16 protein-coding genes, 1 tRNA gene and 1 pseudogene are annotated in these 19,565 nt (G+C 53.7%); 7 read left to right on the top strand and 11 right to left on the bottom strand.

What is annotated here, in order from left to right:
- Nucleotides 1-4 precede the first annotated feature (4 nt).
- Complete coding sequence (gene gmhB / locus F6R98_RS05025) at nucleotides 5-544, top strand: D-glycero-beta-D-manno-heptose 1,7-bisphosphate 7-phosphatase (RefSeq protein WP_153248050.1); 540 nt, start codon at nucleotides 5-7, stop codon at nucleotides 542-544.
- Between the two features lie 43 nt (nucleotides 545-587).
- Entirely contained in the window at nucleotides 588-1,271 is a 684-nt protein-coding gene (locus F6R98_RS05020; RefSeq protein ID WP_228125099.1) for a lysophospholipid acyltransferase family protein, read from the top strand.
- Between the two features lie 98 nt (nucleotides 1,272-1,369).
- Here the strand turns inward: F6R98_RS05020 and F6R98_RS05015 are convergent.
- The 3 genes and pseudogenes from F6R98_RS05015 to F6R98_RS05005 all read right to left on the bottom strand — a co-directional run.
- Nucleotides 1,370-1,746 (bottom strand): annotated as a pseudogene (locus tag F6R98_RS05015) (ISAzo13-like element transposase-related protein); the annotation flags it as partial.
- A gap of 121 nt (nucleotides 1,747-1,867) precedes the next feature.
- Complete coding sequence (locus F6R98_RS05010; RefSeq protein ID WP_153248048.1) at nucleotides 1,868-2,200, bottom strand: Arm DNA-binding domain-containing protein; 333 nt, start codon at nucleotides 2,198-2,200, stop codon at nucleotides 1,868-1,870.
- 180 nt (nucleotides 2,201-2,380) lie between these two features.
- Nucleotides 2,381-2,465: transfer RNA gene (locus F6R98_RS05005), tRNA-Leu, on the bottom strand.
- Between the two features lie 467 nt (nucleotides 2,466-2,932).
- Between F6R98_RS05005 and fae the strand changes: the two genes are divergently transcribed.
- The 4 genes from fae to F6R98_RS04985 all read left to right on the top strand — a co-directional run bounded on the left by fae (nucleotide 2,933) and on the right by F6R98_RS04985 (nucleotide 6,827).
- Nucleotides 2,933-3,382: a formaldehyde-activating enzyme gene (fae, locus tag F6R98_RS05000; RefSeq protein ID WP_194270144.1), complete on the top strand. Its 450-nt coding sequence runs from the start codon at nucleotides 2,933-2,935 to the stop codon at nucleotides 3,380-3,382.
- A 61-nt stretch (nucleotides 3,383-3,443) separates the two neighbouring features.
- A complete protein-coding gene (locus F6R98_RS04995; RefSeq protein ID WP_153248046.1) occupies nucleotides 3,444-4,652 on the top strand; it encodes an MGDG synthase family glycosyltransferase in 1,209 nt (402 codons plus the stop codon).
- Nucleotides 4,645-6,132: a glycoside hydrolase family 1 protein gene (locus F6R98_RS04990; protein ID WP_153248045.1), complete on the top strand. Its 1,488-nt coding sequence runs from the start codon at nucleotides 4,645-4,647 to the stop codon at nucleotides 6,130-6,132. The genes F6R98_RS04995 and F6R98_RS04990 overlap by 8 nt, the downstream gene beginning before the upstream one ends.
- Before the next feature lie 62 nt (nucleotides 6,133-6,194).
- The gene (locus tag F6R98_RS04985) at nucleotides 6,195-6,827 is read left to right on the top strand and encodes a class I SAM-dependent methyltransferase (RefSeq protein ID WP_153248044.1); all 633 of its coding nucleotides are present in this window, start codon (nucleotides 6,195-6,197) and stop codon (nucleotides 6,825-6,827) included.
- 62 nt (nucleotides 6,828-6,889) lie between these two features.
- Here F6R98_RS04985 and F6R98_RS04980 read toward each other — a convergent pair whose 3' ends face one another.
- The 6 genes from F6R98_RS04980 to asnB all read right to left on the bottom strand — a co-directional run bounded on the left by F6R98_RS04980 (nucleotide 6,890) and on the right by asnB (nucleotide 15,146).
- Complete coding sequence (locus F6R98_RS04980; protein ID WP_153248043.1) at nucleotides 6,890-8,050, bottom strand: acetate/propionate family kinase; 1,161 nt, start codon at nucleotides 8,048-8,050, stop codon at nucleotides 6,890-6,892.
- Nucleotides 8,028-10,499, bottom strand: a complete 2,472-nt coding sequence (locus F6R98_RS04975; protein WP_153248042.1) for a phosphoketolase family protein — start codon at nucleotides 10,497-10,499, stop codon at nucleotides 8,028-8,030. The genes F6R98_RS04980 and F6R98_RS04975 overlap by 23 nt, the downstream gene beginning before the upstream one ends.
- Before the next feature lie 255 nt (nucleotides 10,500-10,754).
- A complete protein-coding gene (locus F6R98_RS04970) occupies nucleotides 10,755-11,597 on the bottom strand; it encodes a glycosyltransferase family 2 protein (RefSeq protein WP_153248041.1) in 843 nt (280 codons plus the stop codon).
- Nucleotides 11,594-12,172: an LbetaH domain-containing protein gene (locus F6R98_RS04965; protein ID WP_153248040.1), complete on the bottom strand. Its 579-nt coding sequence runs from the start codon at nucleotides 12,170-12,172 to the stop codon at nucleotides 11,594-11,596. Before F6R98_RS04965 ends, F6R98_RS04970 begins: the two co-directional genes overlap by 4 nt.
- A complete protein-coding gene (locus tag F6R98_RS04960) occupies nucleotides 12,169-13,320 on the bottom strand; it encodes a glycosyltransferase (protein WP_153248039.1) in 1,152 nt (383 codons plus the stop codon). Before F6R98_RS04960 ends, F6R98_RS04965 begins: the two co-directional genes overlap by 4 nt.
- A complete protein-coding gene (asnB, locus tag F6R98_RS04955) occupies nucleotides 13,317-15,146 on the bottom strand; it encodes an asparagine synthase (glutamine-hydrolyzing) (RefSeq protein WP_153248038.1) in 1,830 nt (609 codons plus the stop codon). Before asnB ends, F6R98_RS04960 begins: the two co-directional genes overlap by 4 nt.
- Nucleotides 15,147-15,468: 322 nt before the next feature.
- Here asnB and F6R98_RS04950 point away from each other — a divergent pair, with 322 nt between their 5' ends.
- Nucleotides 15,469-16,596 (top strand): glycosyltransferase family 9 protein, encoded by a 1,128-nt coding sequence (locus F6R98_RS04950; protein ID WP_194270143.1) that lies wholly within the window; start codon nucleotides 15,469-15,471, stop codon nucleotides 16,594-16,596.
- On the opposite strand, the gene F6R98_RS04945 is transcribed toward F6R98_RS04950, so the two are convergent.
- Nucleotides 16,562-17,302, bottom strand: coding sequence for an SAM-dependent methyltransferase (locus F6R98_RS04945; RefSeq protein ID WP_153248036.1), 741 nt, complete (start codon nucleotides 17,300-17,302; stop codon nucleotides 16,562-16,564). The genes F6R98_RS04950 and F6R98_RS04945 overlap by 35 nt on opposite strands.
- A 37-nt stretch (nucleotides 17,303-17,339) precedes the next feature.
- Nucleotides 17,340-19,268, bottom strand: a complete 1,929-nt coding sequence (locus tag F6R98_RS04940) for a glycosyl hydrolase family 28-related protein (RefSeq protein WP_194270142.1) — start codon at nucleotides 19,266-19,268, stop codon at nucleotides 17,340-17,342.
- Nucleotides 19,269-19,565 lie beyond the last annotated feature (297 nt).

Here is a 19,565-nt window from a genome sequence, read left to right as displayed (position 1 = left end):
TCATATGAAATGGGTCATACTGGATCGTGACGGCGTAATCAACCACGACTCTGACAACTACATCAAATCGCCGGAAGAATGGCAGCCGATTATCGGCAGCCCGGAAGCGGTTGCGCTGCTGAACGCGCACGGATTCAAGGTGGTGGTAGTGACCAATCAATCCGGTATCGCGCGCGGACTGTACGATCTCGACACACTGGAGCGGATACACGCCAAGATGCATGCCAGCGTTGCCGCTGCGGACGGAAAAATCACCGATATCTTTTACTGCCCTCACGGCCCCGAAGACAATTGCAATTGCCGCAAGCCGCTGACCGGACTTTTCGAACAGTTCGCGCAGAAATACGATGTCGACCTTGACGGAATACCCATGGTCGGCGACGCGATACGCGACATACAGGCAGCCCAACGCGTCGGTTGCGCGCCGCTGCTGGTAGAAACCGGCAAGGGCGAACTCACACTGGAACGCTACCCCGACTTTGAATTTCCCTATTTCGCCAACCTCAATGAAGCAGCCAAGTACATCGTGCGTCACTACAGCTGAGAAGCTGTTCCTTTATTTACGTTCCGGCGTGTATTTTACCGGCATGGCAAGCTCTGCCGTACTCGTTGCGCTGCTGATGCTGCTGGCAAAGCCCCTGCCCTTTTCAAAACGCTATGGACTGGCCCAATTATGGGTACGCTTCAACCTGTGGTCTCTCGCCGCCGTCTGCCGGCTCAAGCATGAAGTAACGGGTCTGGAAAATATCCCTGATGAAGCCGGCGTGATCCTGTGCAAACACCAATCGGCCTGGGAAACCCTGGCCTTGCAGACCATTTTCCCACCCATGGTGTTCATCCTGAAGCAGGAATTGCTGCGCATCCCTTTCTGGGGATGGGCGATGGCTACGCTCGAGCCGATCAGCATAGATCGCTCGGCGCGCAGCGCCGCGCTAAAACAGGTTTTAAAGGAAGGCAACGAGCGACTGCGTAGCGGCAAATGGGTGGTAATATTTCCCGAAGGAACCCGCATTGCTCCAGGACAAACCGGTAAATACAATGCCAGCGGTGGATTGCTGGCAGCCCGTGCAGGCTGCATGGTGGTTCCGGTAGCACACAATGCCGGAGAATTCTGGAAACGCAACGCATTCCTCAAATTGCCCGGCACCATAGAAGTGCACATCGGCCCGCCACTGGATGCCGGCCAACTCAGCGCGCAGGAAGTTAACGGGCGCGCCAAAGAGTGGATAGAAACCACGATGAGGAAAATCAGCATGCATCACGCCGGCTGATTGCCAAAGCTCCGAGAGCTAATTGTCTCGCTGTGCGAGGTCTTGGCTCGGCAACATTAGGAGCCGTTAATTAATATGTATGACATATTCAGTCATAGTTAGTTTGGATCAATCCTGTAGTTCCATTCGCCATGAAATCCATTTCGGGTAATATGAATACCATCAAACGCTGCATCGCTGACTTTAATTCCTGACGGGTACAAGGAGCAATCCTGTTCGGCGTGGACTTTCAGCCCTTTACGCGTGGTAGTCCCAGCAATGAGATTGCCGATCACTTCATGGCTAATCAATCGCTGTCCACGCCAATTCATGCTTATATACGAGAACAGGCGATGCTCAATTTTGTTCCATTTACTGTACCCGGAGGCTGGTGAGAGAGATAAATAGGGATCTTGATCTCGTCAGCCAGTTTCTGTAATTCCAATTTCCAAAGCCGTACCCGACTGCCGTTGCCACCGCCACCGTCGGCAGTGATTCATCAATTCAGCGGTAGGCCACGCTCCGCCCGTTCTGTCGCAACCGCATAGCGAAACACGCGATCGCAGACGGGGTAGCTGTATCAATCCTGCCCCGCTCCACGGTCCTGTTTAACAAGGTCAGCATTTCGCTGGCGGTAATCTCGGCAACTCGAAGCTATTGGACAGGCTCTCGGCCTTCATGACCTTGGTTGCCTTGCGCTGTTCGCCGGGATCAATGTCTTGCGCCAGCAGTTGCCGCGCTTCATCGCGCTTGATGCGGGCATCGGATAGGGAAACTTCGGGATAGACACCCAGTGCCTGTGGGGGTTTTTGCTTGCCGTTGAAACGGTAATTGATACGCCATAGTTTCGCGCCGGTCGGGTTGACCAACATATACAGCGCCCGCTCATCGGCCAGCTTGTAAGGCTTTTCTTGGAGCTTGGCTTTGCGTACCTGAATATCACTCAACATGGGCTTTCACCTCGCTTTATGGTATCGGTTTTCATGGTATGAGCCGATACCATAGAAAATACCATAATGACTCATGGTATTAGATGATACTTAGTGAGACTACGCGAGACAATAAAAAACCCGCTAAGCCTTGTAGCTTGCGGGTTCTGAGACGGCATGAGACTGCCTGAATCTAGAATTTGGTGCCGAGGAGAGGACTTGAACCTCCACGAGTCGCCTCACATGTACCTGAAACATGCGTGTCTACCAGTTTCACCACCCCGGCATTAGGAGACCGGAATCCTTCCAGCAATAACTATACTCCCAATTGATTTTAGTATTATCGCGGATCATTTTCTTTTAGTCAAGATAAAATGTAACTATTCAGCGTAGTCAGTGGTAGAGAAAGTGAGGCAAGCCTGGTGGAACCCGTGTGGCCACATGGATGGCCACAACGAGCCCTCATGGCTTGTTTTGAGCGTAGTCGAAAGGATGGATTAACGGCGCGTGGTTAATTTACCGACACGCTTCCGCGTCTCTCGACCGGCTCGCCTTATTTACGACTGCCTCGGTCATGCCCCAAAAGCTCACGCTGAATAGCTACGATAAAATTACAATTAGCCCCAAACCCGGCTCAATAACCGCAGTTGCGCAGGTCATTTGCTCCGGAGAGAACATACCTTTATCATGGGAGTCACGGTTATAATCCGCCAACAGACCGGGAAGCATCCAAAGCGAAATTACGGAGAAAAAATGTCTATTTTTGATAACGTGCTGACAGGTCAGGCACACTATGGTAGCGGCCACGAAGTGGCTAATATTGACCTGATCATCGGCCCCAGGGGCAGCAACGCCGAGCTTCTTTTTGCAAAAACGCTGACCAGAAACCACGATGGCTTCACTTCTTTACTGGCGCTGATGGCACCGAACCTGCCCTGCCGACCTTATACGGTTATGCGCAACAAAATCGCGATCAAGCATTCCAAGCAACCTGCGATTATTTTTGGCCCCGCTCAGCGCGGCATAGCCAGAGGCGTAACGCAATGCCTCGTAGACGGTATCATTCCTGTGGAGAAGGCCGACGACCTGTTTATTTTCGCCAGCGTTTTCGTACACCCCAGCGCAGAAGACTATTCCCGTATAGAAGAATTCAACTACCAGACGATGCAGATGGCGATTAAATACGCCGCACAAGGGAAATAAGTGCTACTGTCCCGCGCCACAGCAGCCGTATCATGCACATTAAACCAAGCGGCTCAACATTATGGGTAACCAGATTACGCCGACAGGAAAACGCATACTCATCATTTCGGTGAGCGCCGGCGCCGGTCACATCAAAGCGGCCGAGGCGTTGGAAAAAAGTTTCCGAGCCGACCACAGGGTGACTGAAGTCATCAACCTGGATGCCCTGCAATACACCAACAAGCTGTTCCGCGACTTTTATTCGCGCTTCTACGATTCACTGGTCAAGTCGGCGCCGAATTTTTTAGGCTGGTGGTACAAAACCAGCGATGAGCCCTGGAGCACCGATACCATGCGCCATATGCTGGATCGTCTCAATACCAAGCCGCTGGTGCGTTTTATTCGCTCCTATCAACCGCATATCACTGTCTGCACCCATTTCATGCCGGCAGGCATCATATCCCACCTCATTACCAACAAACAGCTCGAGGCACATTTGTCGATCGTAGTTACCGACTACGACTTTCATGCGATGTGGCTATCCAGAGCCTTCCACCGCTACTTCGTGGCATCGGACGAAACCCAGGCCTACCTGCAGATGCTGGGCTTGCCGGAAGAGCGTATTACCGTTTCCGGTATTCCTATCGACCCGGTGTTCTCGCAACGTACCGATTTACGGCAGGCCAAACTTGAACTGGGTTTGAATTCGGAACTACCTGTTTTACTGCTTTCCGCCGGCGCGCTCGGCGCCAGCCAAACCGATTTTCTGGTGGAACGTTTGCGCTGCCTGAACAGAGAAGCGCAAACGCTGGTCGTTTGCGGAAGAAATGCAGAGCTTAAACAGCAGATAGAACAGCGTGTCGGCCATGATCCCGACCATTTCAGAATCATGGGCTATACCCAAGAAATGCACCGGCTTATGCAGGCCGCCGATTTGTTTATCGGCAAACCCGGCGGCCTCACTGTTTCCGAAGCACTTGCCAGCGAGCTTCCGATCTGCATCGTCAACCCGATCCCCGGACAGGAGGAACGCAACAGCGATCACCTGCTGGAGCAAGGCGTCGCCATTAAATGCAATGAACCTTGCACGCTGTCCTGGAAAATAGAGCGCCTGCTGGATAATCCGGAACGCTTGGCGCAGATGCGCCATAATGCCCGGCGCATCGCCAAACCCCATGCAGCGCTAACGGTAGTCGACACCCTGATCGAAGACCGGTTGCCGCCTCTGGCGCTATCACGCCAGCAACGAAACCAAATGTTGAATATTACCGGAGCCGACTTAGGTGACTGAATTTTTATGGGGCGTCGCCACTTCCGCCTACCAGTCGGAAGGCGGATACAACCAGCCCGGACAACCGCAAACCAACTGGGCGGAAGCGGAACGCAAAGGTGATGTCGAAGCATTGGGACAGGCATCCGACTTCTGGCATCACTATCGCGAAGATTTTGCGCATTGCCGCCGGATGGGACTCAATGCATTTCGCCTGAGTCTGGAATGGAGCCGCATACAACCAATAACGGAAAGCGCGCGCGCGCCGGGCGCGGCGCCGCCTTTTGACTTCGACGCGCTGGAACATTATGCCGATATTCTGCTCAGTTGCCGTGAGTACGGGCTGGAGCCTATCGTTACCCTGCACCATTTCATTCATCCCGCATGGTTGCACCCGGATGCCTGGTTATGCGCCGACACGCTGAAATACTTTAGCGACTACGTCTCAACCAGTATCCACTACATCAACCAGCGCCTTGTGGCCCGCAAACACCCTCCGCTTCGCTACTTCATCACGATTAACGAACCGGGCATGCTGGTGCTTAACACCTATATAGGCCACGAGTTTCCAGGCGGATCGAGATCGGGATTTCGAACCGGTTTCGAAGCATTGAGCCACCTGTTAAGCGCCCATGTGCTGGCCTATAACACGATACATGATCTGTACCAGCTCAACCGCTGGACGCAACCGTCAGTCGCCATCAATAGCTATTGCAGCGATCTGTATTGGCTGGATATGCTGATATTCGACTTGCTGACGCTAAGAGAAAAACAGGTAGAGGAGCAGGATACCATCGCTTTCCTGCGTGAACGCGCGCGCGCATTTTCAACGGCTGTCAAAACCGCCGAACTGCCGCTGAAAAACGTCCTCTTCGGCGCGTTGCTGGCGTGGGTGGTCGACATCATGGCACGGCATACCCTGAACATCGATCAGTTCAGCGTATTTCTGCAAACATTGCGGCAATCGCAAAGACCACGGCTGCTGGACTACATTGCCATTGATTACTACGACCCTTTTTTTGCACATATTTTACGGGCGCCGGCCTGGCACGATCACCACCACCCTATCCCTTCGCTACGCGCCAGACTGATAGGCTCGATACGCAGCAAATGGTGGGATTGGCGTGTACTGCCGGAAGGCATGCACTTCTTCTGTCAGTACCATGCCGCCAACTTCGATCGTCCCATCATGATAGCCGAAAACGGCATGGCGCTCAGGCGCACGCTGGACAACACGCATTCCCAGCGCAGAGACCGCATGTCGCGCAGCCGTTTCGTGCGTCTGCATGTCGCCGAGGTCCGGCGCATCGTCAAGGAAGGCATCCCATTGTTCGGGTATTTTCACTGGTCATTGTTCGACAATTACGAATGGGGTACCTATTCGCCACGTTTCGGTCTATTCAGCGTCGATTACCAGCAAAGCATGGAGCGGCTCGCACAGGATCATTTCGGCGACTGCCCGTCAGAAACATACAGCCAGGCGATTAAAGCTAAAATGTGAAGCGCAAACAATTTACCCCCGAATATCGCCCTCCCCAAAACCTTTGCCTACCGGAAAAGCATATGAAGAACGACGTTGCAGATAATTACGGCTGGAGTTCAGTCGAAGCCCCATGTTCTTGCGGATACATCGCGCCATTCATTCTTAAGCTGCTTAACAGGTTGGATGTCAAGCGAGTGGTGGATTTAGGTGCGGGTAATGGAGCGTTATGCGCCATGCTGGCTGCCCAGGGCTACGAAGTAGCGGGCGTTGAATATGATGCCAAAGGCGTTGAGATTGCGCGCTCCGCCTACCGGGATATTCACTTTTACAACTTCGGCGTCCAGGATGATCCCCAGGCGCTTCTGGCTGCCGAAAGACCCTTCGACGCCGTTATTTCTACGGAAGTCATAGAGCATCTTTTCTCCCCGCATCTGCTGCCGGTCTATGCGAAACAGATACTCAAGGACGACGGTTATCTCATAATCAGCACGCCCTACCACGGCTACCTGAAAAACCTGGCGCTATCCATCGTTAACAAATGGGATTTTCATCACAATCCGCTTTGGCATGGAGGACATATCAAGTTTTGGAGCAGGGAGACGCTCACTACGCTCCTTGTTGAAAACGGTTTCAGCGTGATCGGGTTCCACGGCGTCGGGCGTATACCTTACTTATGGAAGAGCATGGTCGTTGTCGCCAAAAAATCAGGGTAAGGTCTTTGGCTCCCGCTCCCGATTAAGTGTGCTTTGCGCGGCGGACCAGCCGCGCAAAGCCACTATTGCATCGCGATGCGGACGGTGTGTCCGGCAATCACGCTTTCTTCGTTCGCCGGTATGATCAGCACGCGCACGGCGCTGCTCCAGGTACTGAGAACATCGGCATGACGGGTATTGGCGGACAAATCGATATCGACGCCCAGCCAGCGCGACAAGGCGCAAACGCGCGCACGCACCCATTGCGCATGCTCCCCTATGCCGCCGGTAAACACCAGCGTATCGAGCCCCCCCAAAACTGCAGCCAGCGAGCCGATTTCTCTGGCTATGCGATAGCAGAAATACTCCACGGCTTCTGCTGCCGTCGGCGTATTGTCTGCCAGCAGATCCCGCATATCCTGGCTGATACCGGAAATACCCAGCAGACCGGACTTCCTGTATAGGAGATCGGACAATTCCGCCGCCGACATTTTTTCGTGCTCCAGCAGATACAGCAACACGCCTGGATCTATCGAGCCGCAACGCGTTCCCATCGGCAAACCTTCCAGCGCGGTAAACGCCATGGTCGTCGCCATGCTGCGTCCACGTTTCATCGCACAGAGACTGGCGCCATTACCCAAGTGACAGACGATGCTGCGTCCGCCCGCCAAATCCGTTTCCATGACATGCAGGCGGCCGGAGATATATTCATACGACAGTCCATGAAAACCGTAACGGCGTATGCCTTGTTCCAGGTAACGGCGCGGCAACGCGAACATGCGTTCCATGGGTCCCGCCGTCGTATGGAACGCAGTATCGAAGCAGGCAACCTGAGGAAGTTCCGGAAAACGCCTTGCGATAAACTCAATTGCATCCAGGTTAAGCTCCTGATGCAAAGGCGCCAGTGGAATCAACGCGCGTATCTGCTCGCAAATCGCAGGGGTGACCAGGACCGATTCCGTCAACAAATCACCGCCGTGCACCACGCGATGACCGACAGCCATCAGACGGATCTGCGGCCTTTCGGCCGCAAGCCAGTCGAACAGCCAAGCCAATGCGCCGTGATGGCCATCGACAGCAATGACAGCATCGAAACAGACCGCTCCATCCTCATTGCGAATCGAGACCCGCGAATCAGGCCCGTCAAGCCGGTCTGCCAATACGCTGAGCCGCCTGATGCAGCCCTCGAAAAGCGATAATTTGAGCGTCGACGATCCCGCGTTAACTACCGCTATCTGTTGCATGGCGCACCGGCCAACGCCAGTTTACGATTTCAGGATTGTCGACACCGTGCGTATGCGCATAAGCACGGCAGGCGATCTGCTGGTTACGGAAGCGCTCCTTGGCATGCGCGCCGACTACTCTCAGTTTTTCCACGCGGTCGATCGCGTCTATCGCCAGACTGAAGCGGTCGATCTGATTACTGATCGCCAATTCCAGCGGCGTGTTGATATTACCCTTTTCCTTGTATCCGCGCACATGCATGTTGGCATGATTGGTGCGGCGATAAGCCAGACGGTGTATCAGCCAGGGATAGCCATGGAAGTTGAAAATAATCGGCTTGTCGCGGGTAAACAGGCCATCGAAGTCACGGTCGCTCAAACCGTGGCAATGTTCGGATTCCGGCTGCAGACGCAGCAGATCGACAACATTGATAAAGCGGATTTTCAAATCCGGGAACTCGTCGTTCAGCAAGGCGGTTGCCGCCAGCGCTTCCTGGGTAGGCACATCGCCGGCGCAAGCCATGACCAGATCGGGCTCCACACCGTAATCGTTGCTGGCCCAATCCCAGATACTGACACCCTTGGTGCAGTGAATAACCGCCGCTTCCATGTCCAGATACTGCAAATGCAATTGCTTGTCGCAGACAATGACATTCACATAGTTTTGCGAAACCAGGCAGTGATCGGCCACCGACAGCAGAGTATTGGCGTCCGGCGGCAGGTAGATGCGCGTCACCTCGGCGCTTTTATTAACCACCACATCCAGAAAACCGGGGTCCTGATGGGTGAAACCGTTGTGATCCTGACGCCATACCGTGGAAGTGATCAACAGGTTCAGCGACGAAATATTCTGCCGCCACGGCAGGTGATTGCAGATAGACAGCCACTTCGCGTGCTGGTTGTACATGGAATCGATCACATGCACGAATGCTTCGTAGGTAGAGAAGAAACCGTGGCGGCCGGTCAGCAGATAGCCTTCCAGCATGCCTTCCATGGTGTGTTCGCTGAGCATTTCGATGACGCGACCGTCGGTGGACAGTTCGGTGCCATCCGAATCTTCCGGAAAATACTCGGCAATCCAGAATTTCTTGCTGACCTCGTATATCGCCCCGAGCTTGTTCGAGGTGTTTTCATCCGGGCCGAACACGCGGAAGTTGTTCATGTTGGCTTTCATGATGTCGCGCAGAAATTTTGCCATCGGCACCGTGTTTTCCGCTTCGCTCTGCCCCGGATGCAGGACTTCGACCGCGTAATCGCGGAAATCCGGCATACGCAGAGCCTTGCGCAGCAAGCCGCCATTCGCATGTGGATTGGAACCCATGCGGCGATTACCGGCGGGCAGTAAATTCGCAAATGCAGAGCTCGGCGCGCCGTTACTGTCGAACAACTCTTCCGGCTTATAGCTGTGCAGCCAATTTTCCAGCAGTTTCAGACTCTCCGGATTTTTCTTCACATCGCCGACCGGCACCTGATGCGCGCGCCAGAAGCCTTCAACCTTGTGACCGTGGACTTCGCCCGGCCCGGTCCAGCCTTTCGGCGTTCTCAGCACGATCATCGGCCAGCGCGGGCGCGTGGCGACGCCGCTGCTGCGCGCTTCCTGTTGCGCCGCATGTATATCCTTCACGCACTGATCCAGCGTCGCAGCCATGGCCTGATGCATGGTTTCGGGATCGGAGCCTTCGACGAAATAAGGCTTGTATCCGTAGCCGACAAACAGCGCTTCCAGCTCCTGATGGCTGATGCGCGCCAGCAAGGTCGGATTATTGATCTTGTAACCGTTCAGATTCAGGATCGGCAGCACCGCGCCATCACGGATCGGATTCAGGAACTTGCTGATGTGCCAGGAGGTGGCCAGCGGGCCGGTTTCGGCTTCGCCGTCGCCGACCACCGCCGCTACGATCAAATCCGGGTTATCGAATGCCGCGCCGCAGGCGTGCGACAACACATAGCCCAGTTCGCCGCCCTCATGAATGGAGCCCGGCGTTTCCGGGGTGCAATGGCTGCCGATACCGCCCGGGAAAGAAAATTGCCGGAAAAACCGCAGCAAACCTTCTTCGTCCAGGCTTTTATCCGGATAGATTTCCGAATAGCTGCCCTCCAGATAAACCGGCGCAAGCACGCCCGGCGCGCCATGGCCCGGACCCGCCATGAAAATGATATCCAGGTCGTTTTTCCTGATGATCCGGCTTAAATGCGTATAGGAAAACGAGAGCGCCGGGCTTGCGCCCCAGTGTCCAAGCAGGCGATTTTTAATATGCTCAGGTTTCAGCGGCTCGCGCAGCAACGGATTATCGCGGAGATAAATCATCCCTACAGCCAGATAGTTGCATGCGCGCCAGAACGCATGCATTCCGACCAGCTCATCGGGCGCCAGCGGAGCGCCGTCGACTGTAGCGCGCGCTTTGCCAAAAGCGCTAAGCGACTGATCTCCTGACAAGCTGCTTGCTGAGATATTTGAAACTCCGGTCATAAGTGCTCCTTGGATTGGGTTAATCGGAAACTGGATACCTCGTCTCGATACATGATATCCCTGAAATACGCGAGGTATTAACAATTAGACATATAGCGTACACATTCTATTGTTACAAAACGCGTAAGCGGCGATGACGAGCAGAAATTATTCCTGCAACGGGCATCGCAAACTCCGGAAACATCCCTGTCGGGCTAGTGCGCGAGTAATTTCCTCGACCGCATAACTCAAAGTTTTACCCTTACACTCGCATTCTTACATAGGATCTTCGGGTTCACGCACCTTTAGCACAATGAAATATTCGTAAATCGACTGCAAAAACGCGTAGGTCAATCCGGCGCGTCCATCAAGAAATCCGCCTTTTACAAAATACAACCAAAAAAACTTGATCATAGGCCGGCACGGCATGCGGTAAAACAATATCTTCTGGTGATAGCGCCGCTCATAAAAACTCCTGGAGGTAAGCGCCTTGCGCCAGTGGTACTCTGTCGCTTTGGTCTTATTTTCAAGGGCATGCTTCGCTTCCAACGTACTGTAACAGTTATGCCGTTCGATCCAATACGCCACGCCCCTATTAAACGGAAAATGATCGAGATAGCCGCCAAGCCGCCCCGCCTCGCCGTCGACCACGGTGACACAATTGATCAACCTCTCGTAATGCGCCTTCTCCGGGCGTAACAAACGCAGGTAAAACGGGGAAGCCTGTACATGGCGCAGCCAGATGCCCATAAAAAAATCACGGCGCTGCACATCAAAAGCAACCATTCCCTGCGGCAATGCGACAGCGGCCTGCACCGATGAAATCAGCTCAGGCGTCATGCGCTCATCTGCGTCTATCACAAACACCCAGGGGTATTTAAACGGAATGTTACGCAATCCCCAGGTACGGTATTCGCCTTCGTCGCCTCCGAATATGCGCTGGCTGTCGTAAACGCGTTGCGTGACGCGCGCGCCGGCGCGTTCCGCTATGGCGGAGGTGTCATCGCTGCTCATGGAATCGTAAACATGAATATCGTCCGACCACGCGACGCTCTGCAAACAGCCGGGTAAATTTTCCTGTTCGTTCCTGGTGAGTATCAGAATGGAAATACCGCTCATGGCTGCTTACCTGCATTTTTTCTATAGCGAAGGAATTTTGCCGGATTTCCAATAAAAACCATGCCCCTGCCTATATCGGAAAATGCGACCGCGCGCGCGCCCAGCACTGCATCATCCTGTATGGTCACACCGGGACCGACAAAAGCTTCCGCGGCGATCCAGGCATTTTTTCCAATGTATATCGGCTTGGTAATCAATTGAAAACTCTCATCGTTAATATTGTGGCTGCCGGCGCACAGATGTGCGCCCTGCGATACCAGCGCGCCTTCATCGAGTACCACCCAGTCCTGATTATAACAATTCACCTTGCTTCCCAGCGCAGCGCCGGACTTCATCTCGAGCAACGGCGGATACCAGACGCGCGCACTGCCGTAAACGCAGGTTCCCGGCCCCATGCGCGCGCCGAACAGTTTCAACAAAGACCGCCGCCAGGACGCCATGAACGGCGGAGTCCATGAAGCGAAAACCGCCCAAACCACTATCCATAAAGCGCGAATAATGCGGTTTTTAAGTGAAAAGCTGGGGCCGCCGCTTTTGGGATTGGTTACGCGGTAATCCAGTACGTGTTTATTCATGCGTTATTATTAATAATTTCCAACAAACGTACAGCAACCCGGTCTATTCTAAAGCGATTATTGAAGCATGCAACCGCATTGGCGCTCATTTCCTCCCGCTGCTGCACTGAACTGCCCAGCCAGGATTGCAGCCCTGACTGCGTACCCTTTATGCTGTCCTCGTTGACCCAGCCGGCTCTATCGGCTTCGATTTCACGCCAGATATTCACCTTGTTGGAAATAAGCACGGGCTTGCCGCAAGCCAGCGCCTCGGCAACCACTATCCCAAAGTTTTCCTGATGCGAAGGCAGACAAAACACCTCGCTGGAGTGAAATGCACCCCATTTCATATCGCCCGTCAACATGCCGGGCCAGCTGATGCGGTCAGCGATGCCCAAAGCCTGAGCGAGCTGTTCCAGCTCCCGCTGCCAGCCGGTTTGATCCGGCCCGGCCATCAGCAAGTGTGCGTCGGAATACTGCGCTGCTATACTTGCAAAAGCTTCGATCAGCAGATCGCAGCCTTTTTTAACGTGTATGCGGCTCAAGAACAATATGAGACGCTTGCCGGATAATTGCGGATATTGTGCCAGGAAAACGTTTTGCAGGCGCTCCTTGTCCTGAGGGGGCGTATCGGTGCCATATGCCGTCACCCTTTCGTTGCATTGATACAGCCAGAAAGACTCGCGAGCCAGTAAGCGCTCTTCCTCGCAGGTAAAAATAACTGTTTGGGCGTCACGCAACACGCGGTATTCGGCCCACGGCCAATACAGCCATTTTTTCAAATGTTTGAGTGGATAAGTATGCTTGAACCAAGGGTCCAGCATGCCGTGCGGCATGACATGGTAGGGTATGCCCAGCCGCGTCAAAACCTTACGCGCCATCAACCCGTGATATTGCCACAGTCCGCTGACTATGATGGCATCGTATTCATGAGCATGGCTGCGTAACCAGCCTCCCATGGCCGGGCAATAAGCATAACCGCTGCGTCCGGGCCCCAGGGCGTGAATGGTCAGCGGCTGCCCGGCGAGCCAGTCGGCATCAGCGGCATCGGCTGTCAAACATTCGGTTACATGACCGGAAGCCTGCATATGCACCGCCAGTTGACGTATGCCTTCCGAAGGCCCTCCTGAGCGTGGATTCATGCTGGAAATAATACGGAGTATTTTCATTTTTTTATTGTTTGCAACCAGCGCGGATACAGATTCACCGCCCAATGCCTGAACCCAAGCCCTCCGGACAGGTTTTGTTCTCCTTCGTTGATCGACTCCGCAAACCAGCGCGTAATCGGAATGGCGAATCCGGTTTTTTTACGCCGGATCTGCTCCAGGGTCAGCGCAAGCCGCGGCGTTTGCGCCATAACCTGCTTGGATACGCGGGTCGGCTTCAGACGTAAAGGCGCCATGCGCCGCCAAAACTCCAAGTCAACCAGCGGCACGCGCAATTCCAGGCTGTGCGCCATACTCGCCCAATCGGAGTCGCGCAGCAACTGGTTACGCATATACCACTGACTTTCAAGCAAAGAAACCTTCAACTGACCGTCGCTTACCGACGCATGGCTCGACCGCAGTTGCGGCAAGGTTGACAGAGCCGCCAGACCTTCAGCCGCTTGTTCCGGCTCCAACACCCGATGTAATTCCCAAGGCATGAACAACGCGCGTCGCAGCAAATAGGCACGCTCATAAGAGCCGGAATATTCCAGTACCCCCGCTAGCTTGGGCTTCCAGTTTAATAAAAACGGCTCAAGCAAGGCCCGCGCTGGCCTGCCAAGGTATTGCAGGAACGAAGGTAAGGCGGCCAGTTGCGGCACCTGTCTGAAACTGCCGTAGCCACCGAACAGTTCGTCGCCGCCCAAACCGGAAATAGCCACCTTAAGTCCGGATTGATGCGCCAGTTTACTGACGTAGTAAGTGTTCGCTCCATCGATACTGGGCTGATCCATTACGTCGAGGATATGATCGAAATCGCGCAGGAAGTCACTCTTCGATACCCACATGACCGTATGCTTCGCGCCCAAACGCTCGGCCAACTCGGTCGCCAAAGGCACTTCGTCCTGTAACCTGGCCCGATACTCGGAAAACCCCAGCGTTACCGCACGCAGGTTATCGTTGCTGCCGTCTTCCGCGCATAACGCAGCCAAGGTGCTGCTGTCGAGTCCGGCTGATAAAAATACGCCGACCGGCACATCGGCAATACGATGCGCATGAACACTGTCCAGCAGGCTGTAGCGCACATAGTCACACAAATCGGCCTCGCTCTTCGGACGGAACGAGGAGGCAGCGCTCCACTCAATAAACGACGCACCCAGATCAAACCAGCGGCGCGGGGTCGGTTGTGAGGTTTCACCCGCCCTCAACAGTAAATAATGCCCGGCGGGCAATGCGCGTATTTCGTTGAACGGGGTAAACGGCTCCGGTATATGCCCCCAAATCAGAAAACCGGCTCGTCCGGCAGCCGACTCAGTCATACGCGGCAGGGCCATGGCCAGCGCCTTTACCTGAGATGCGAACCAGACGCCGCCTGCAGTTGCATCCTGCGCCCAATACAAGGGTTTGATGCCGAAGGCGTCGCGCGCTGCAAACAAAACATGCTCCACTGCATCCCAGATAACGAATGCAAACATGCCGCGCAGACGTGATAAACAGTCCAAGCCCCAGGCCGCGTAGGAATGAATCAGCACTTCGGTATCGGAATGGCCCTGAAAAACAACCCCACGCTGCGCCAGTTGGGAGCGTAACTCGGAAAAATTATAAATCTCGCCATTGAATACGATGGTGTAGCGTCCAGACGGCTCAGACATCGGCTGATGCCCGGCAGGACTGAGATCCTGTATCGCCAGACGCCGGTGCGCTAATGCAAGGCGATTGCAGGCGCTGACCCAATGGCCGGAAGAATCCGGCCCACGCACGCTCATGCGATCACTCACTCGCTGCAGACATTGCAACTTATCTTCCGTAATCAAAGCAGTACGCGCAAAAAAAACGCTCAATCCGCACATGGATCTTCCTGAAATGTAACCAAGGACTTACTGGCAATATGCGCCGCAAACCGCTCCGGCTTATTTATGACCCGCGGCGGGTAGTAATACATAGACTACAAAGGCTAGCCATAACGTATACATACTCACTACATAGCAGACGGTTTCGGTCCGGGCCAGGTCATTTTAACCAGTTCTAACCTCACGGATACTAAATAGCTGCACGCCATACGGGTATAATATCAACTAATTTACTTTTAACAACGGAGACGATGACCCGTTGATGACTCGGACGATTTGCGCGAAAACCAGATTGATGACTATTCGCCTACCTGACAAACCTATGACAGCCTCGGCCAAGCGCGTGCTTGTCTTCCGCAACGGCAGTCTCGGAGATACCTGCATCGCCATCCCGGCATTACGCCTTGTGCGCCAACATTTTTCCAGCGCCGATATCAGGGTGCTGACCAACTTTCCGATAGACGGAGGATTGAAAGCCGCGCCCCTGCATAGCGTCATTGGTCAATCCGGATTGGTGGACGGATATTTCGACTATCCCCTTGGATTGAAGCAATGGGCGGACTTGCTGACCTGCCGAAAAACATTGCAGCAGTGGCGCCCCGAAGTGCTGATATACATGATGCCGGTCAGAAGCAGTTTGCAACTGTTCAGGGACCTGCTCTATTTTAAGTTCGTTGTCGGGATTCCGAAAATTATCGGGTTATCCTTGAACAGCAAGGCGCAACCTCATCTATGGGACGAAAAAACCGGACTATTCGAAGCGGAAGCGCATAGATTAGTGCGAAATCTGGCGGTTTTGGGTGAGATCGATCTACAATCCGAAGCGGCATGGGATCTGGGATTAAAAACCGATGAAACCGTCCGGGCGGCGAATATCCTACAGAACTGGGCCGGAGCCGGGCGCTATATCGTCTGTTCCATAGGCGCTAAATGGGAAAGCAAAGATTGGGGGCTGGATCGCTGGGAGCAATGGGCGGCAGCATTTTCCCAGCGCTTTCCTGACTATGGACTGGCGCTGATCGGCTCGAACATCGAAAAAACGCACTGCGATAGCGTAGCCCGCTTATGGAAAGGCCCGACGCTGAATCTTTGCGGCATGCTGACGCCACGCGAAAGCGCCTGGGTTATCGGTCAGGCGCAATGTTTTGTCGGACATGACAGCGGCCCCATGCATTTGGGCGCTGCGGTCGGCACACCCTGTGTAGCCCTATTCTCGGCCCAGGATAAACCGGGAATCTGGTTTCCCTATGGAAACCGGCATCAAGTGATTTATCACAAGACCGATTGTTTCGGCTGCCTGCTGGAACAGTGCAATGTACCCGAGAAACCATGCATGCGATCGATTTCTGTCGATGAGGTGATTTCAGCTACAGAACGCGCGCTCGGAAAAGCTTGCGGCATTTCTTCTTCGATCGCTACTTTTTCGCTACCGCAAGCAAATTCTGACTGAAAATACAATCGCTTTCAGTATCGCCAGTCTCGGCGGCAATATATAAACGTAACATGGCTCGAAAAAACCTCCACAACAACCAGCGCACGAAGCTCTTGAACCCATGCGGAATGGGCGCGTCCTCATAGGAACGTACTTCCGAAAATCCGGATGAATGCAATAGCTGCCCTATCGAAGTATGGGTAAACGCGAGTTCGTGGGTAATATCCCAATATCTCATTCGCCCGGCAAAAGGCGACTCGCCGTTAGGCACATGGATAATCCAGCGCCCGCCCGGCCGCAAAACCCGCCGAACTTCGTCCACCAGTCTGATCAGTTCATCGCGGGTGAAGTGCTCGATTACATCGAAAGCTACGATACAGTCTTTGGATTCGTCGGGAAGCGCGGCTAATGCCTGCATCAGATCACCTTCATCGACACCTGCTATACCCAACCGCCTGGCGGCGGCAACCTGTTCCGGCGAGCCATCCACACCGCCAATGTTGACATACCCCTCTTTGCGTGCGAAATAAATCATGGCGCCATGCCCACAACCAAGCTCCAAAACATCCGACTGGCGGTTATCGGGAAAGTGCGAGCGTATCAGATGAGTGAGGTAAACGGCGCGCGGTTTTAAACCTTCCAGCGATTCCGGTGCCAATGCCGTATTCCGGGCATTGACATAAGTACTGTAAATACGGCTACGATAAGATGTGTTGGGATCCATGAGAATATCCTTGGTACTATGCTTTAATCATGATTATTTAGTGTGTGTAAGCGCCCTGCGATGCGCCGGCCCCCGGCACAAGATAGGAATCAACCACCAGTTTAGATGAATTCTTCAGTAAGGTGTCGACATACGCACCGGCAAAAACATTGGTTCCGGTTCGGAATACCGCAGAACAATTTGTACACGTATTCCCCTGAAAGATTGTGCCTATGATCCCGCCCATTGCAGGCTGAGCATAAGGACCGGGCGGCATCCAGGCCAAAAAAAAGTTGCCATAGCCCTCAAAGTTGGCTACATCCTTCAAATCAGGCGCGTAGTTTGGATTGTTCGCCTGCAAGTCATTATTTTTAAAAACAACTCCAGCCGCCCCCAGCCCATCTGGGGAGTTCTGCGTATCAGCAACATAGGCCAGCATGAAATACGACCCCCAAGTGTGCGTTGTATTGATAACCCTGTTGCCCGCGACATTAATATTGAGCAACGTATCATGTACGGCAGCGCTGCTCTCCGCTCTGAGCAGTATACCCCCACCCTCTGTATAGGTATTATTAATGATATCCAAACCGTCCGTGGCAGCGAAGTATACCCAGGTTCCCCTCGGCCATTGACTGAAGCGGTTGTTGCTAATTATCACATTCTCGATAGACATGACAGCGGTCATATACCTGCTTGATGTATCCGGAACTACGTCCCACGGGCGATCAACCGTCATGGTGTGGCCGCTATATCCGATAATATCGCGTTTCTGACCGGTACCCGTACCGGAAATGATAATTATGGAATGAATAGCGGATAGCCCGGTTATCCCGGAGCTATCGGAGCGATTCAGATTGTTCTTCGCATCGGTCAGCGTAGTCGAGGTCGCTGAGGTTGCGGTTCCAACCGTCTCCGTCCTGCCTGCCCCTCCGCCTTCGGAAAGCAGCGCTTCCCCATCGTTCCGATTATGATTGACGATAGGCCCATTGACGACTTTGAACGTATTTGAATCTATCGTGGCCCTTTTCAGAAAATTCGTGGTTACTCCATGTGTTACGATGCTCCCACCCGCTTTGTTCTGCATGGAGCCATCCCAAATGATCGTATTGTTGGCAATATACGCGTCTTGCGAACCATCTACCGAAAAAGCTAAGCCGGTCAGGAACTGATAAGTGTTGCCGGTAACAATCAGCCCGGAGTTTCCTGCCAGCCACTGCACACCTTGCCCGTTAACCCCCGGCCCCGACTGGCTGAAGTTACAGTCTTCTATCGCCAGATTTACGTTGGCTTCGGTAAATACATGTGTTGACGTTTTGAACGAAATCGCTAAATTTTTCAAAAACGATCGGCTATTTCCATTCCAATACAATGCATTCGGGCTTGTTGCTGTCGATAGGGTCAAATTGGCAAGTCCAACACGGTCATTATGCAACGAATAGATTGGACGGGCTCCGGTATAATTCAAAGTCGTAGCGCTTTTCCCCGCACCCTTGATTACGACATTCGATTTCAGTTGCAAACTTCCTTTTTCTATCAAATAGGCGCCCACCGGAATATCGATTGTTCCTCCGCCTATTGCGCTCGCATAATCTATGGCGGCCTGAAGGGCATCCGTATTATCCGTCACACCATCGGCAACCATGCGCGGGTTTACATGCGTATCCGTCGTTGGGTCGATTACGACGCTTGCAATCGCTGTGAAGCCTGATGCCCATCCCACGTCAAGGCTGAACGGATCAGCGCCGCTGCCGGCAATCACCGCTACCGGCTGCACCATTTTCGAAGCTCCGGAGCCGTTTCCATTGTCGACCGTCACAGTGGCGGCCCCTTCGGGCAATCCAGCCGGTACGGTGCCGAGCAATATGGTTTCCGTGCTTTTGGCTGCATTGATAATCGCAGTTTGTCCGCCTATGTTCACAATCGGCGTGTATCCCGCCAGCAGAAGGTTCTTCCCGAAAATTCGAAACGGCGCGCCTGGCGCTATCAATGACGCGTCCATATGATAGGGGTGCGCCTGATTGAGATAGATCACCGGACTGCTTGCCGATGAATTTCTGACATAAACAGCAAGTGCGCCGGTTGCATTTTTCGGCAGTTGCGCCGTCAGCGCCGATGCTCTATATGAATTAAGCACGGGTATGGCGCCATGCCCAACAAGCGTAACCTGCGCGCCTGACAGATTGCTTCCCTGTAAGTAAAACAAATCGCCCGGTTTCGCCGATTGCTGGTAATTGAATATAACCGGAGCCCGCGTGACTGCCTTCTTGCTCGTTTGCGCAATCGC

The sequence above is a fragment of the Candidatus Methylospira mobilis genome (genome assembly GCF_009498235.1).
Classification (GTDB): domain Bacteria; phylum Pseudomonadota; class Gammaproteobacteria; order Methylococcales; family Methylococcaceae; genus Methylospira; species Methylospira mobilis.
The sequence above is the reverse complement of the archived record's forward strand: the minus strand, read 5'-3'. Positions and strand labels throughout refer to the sequence as shown.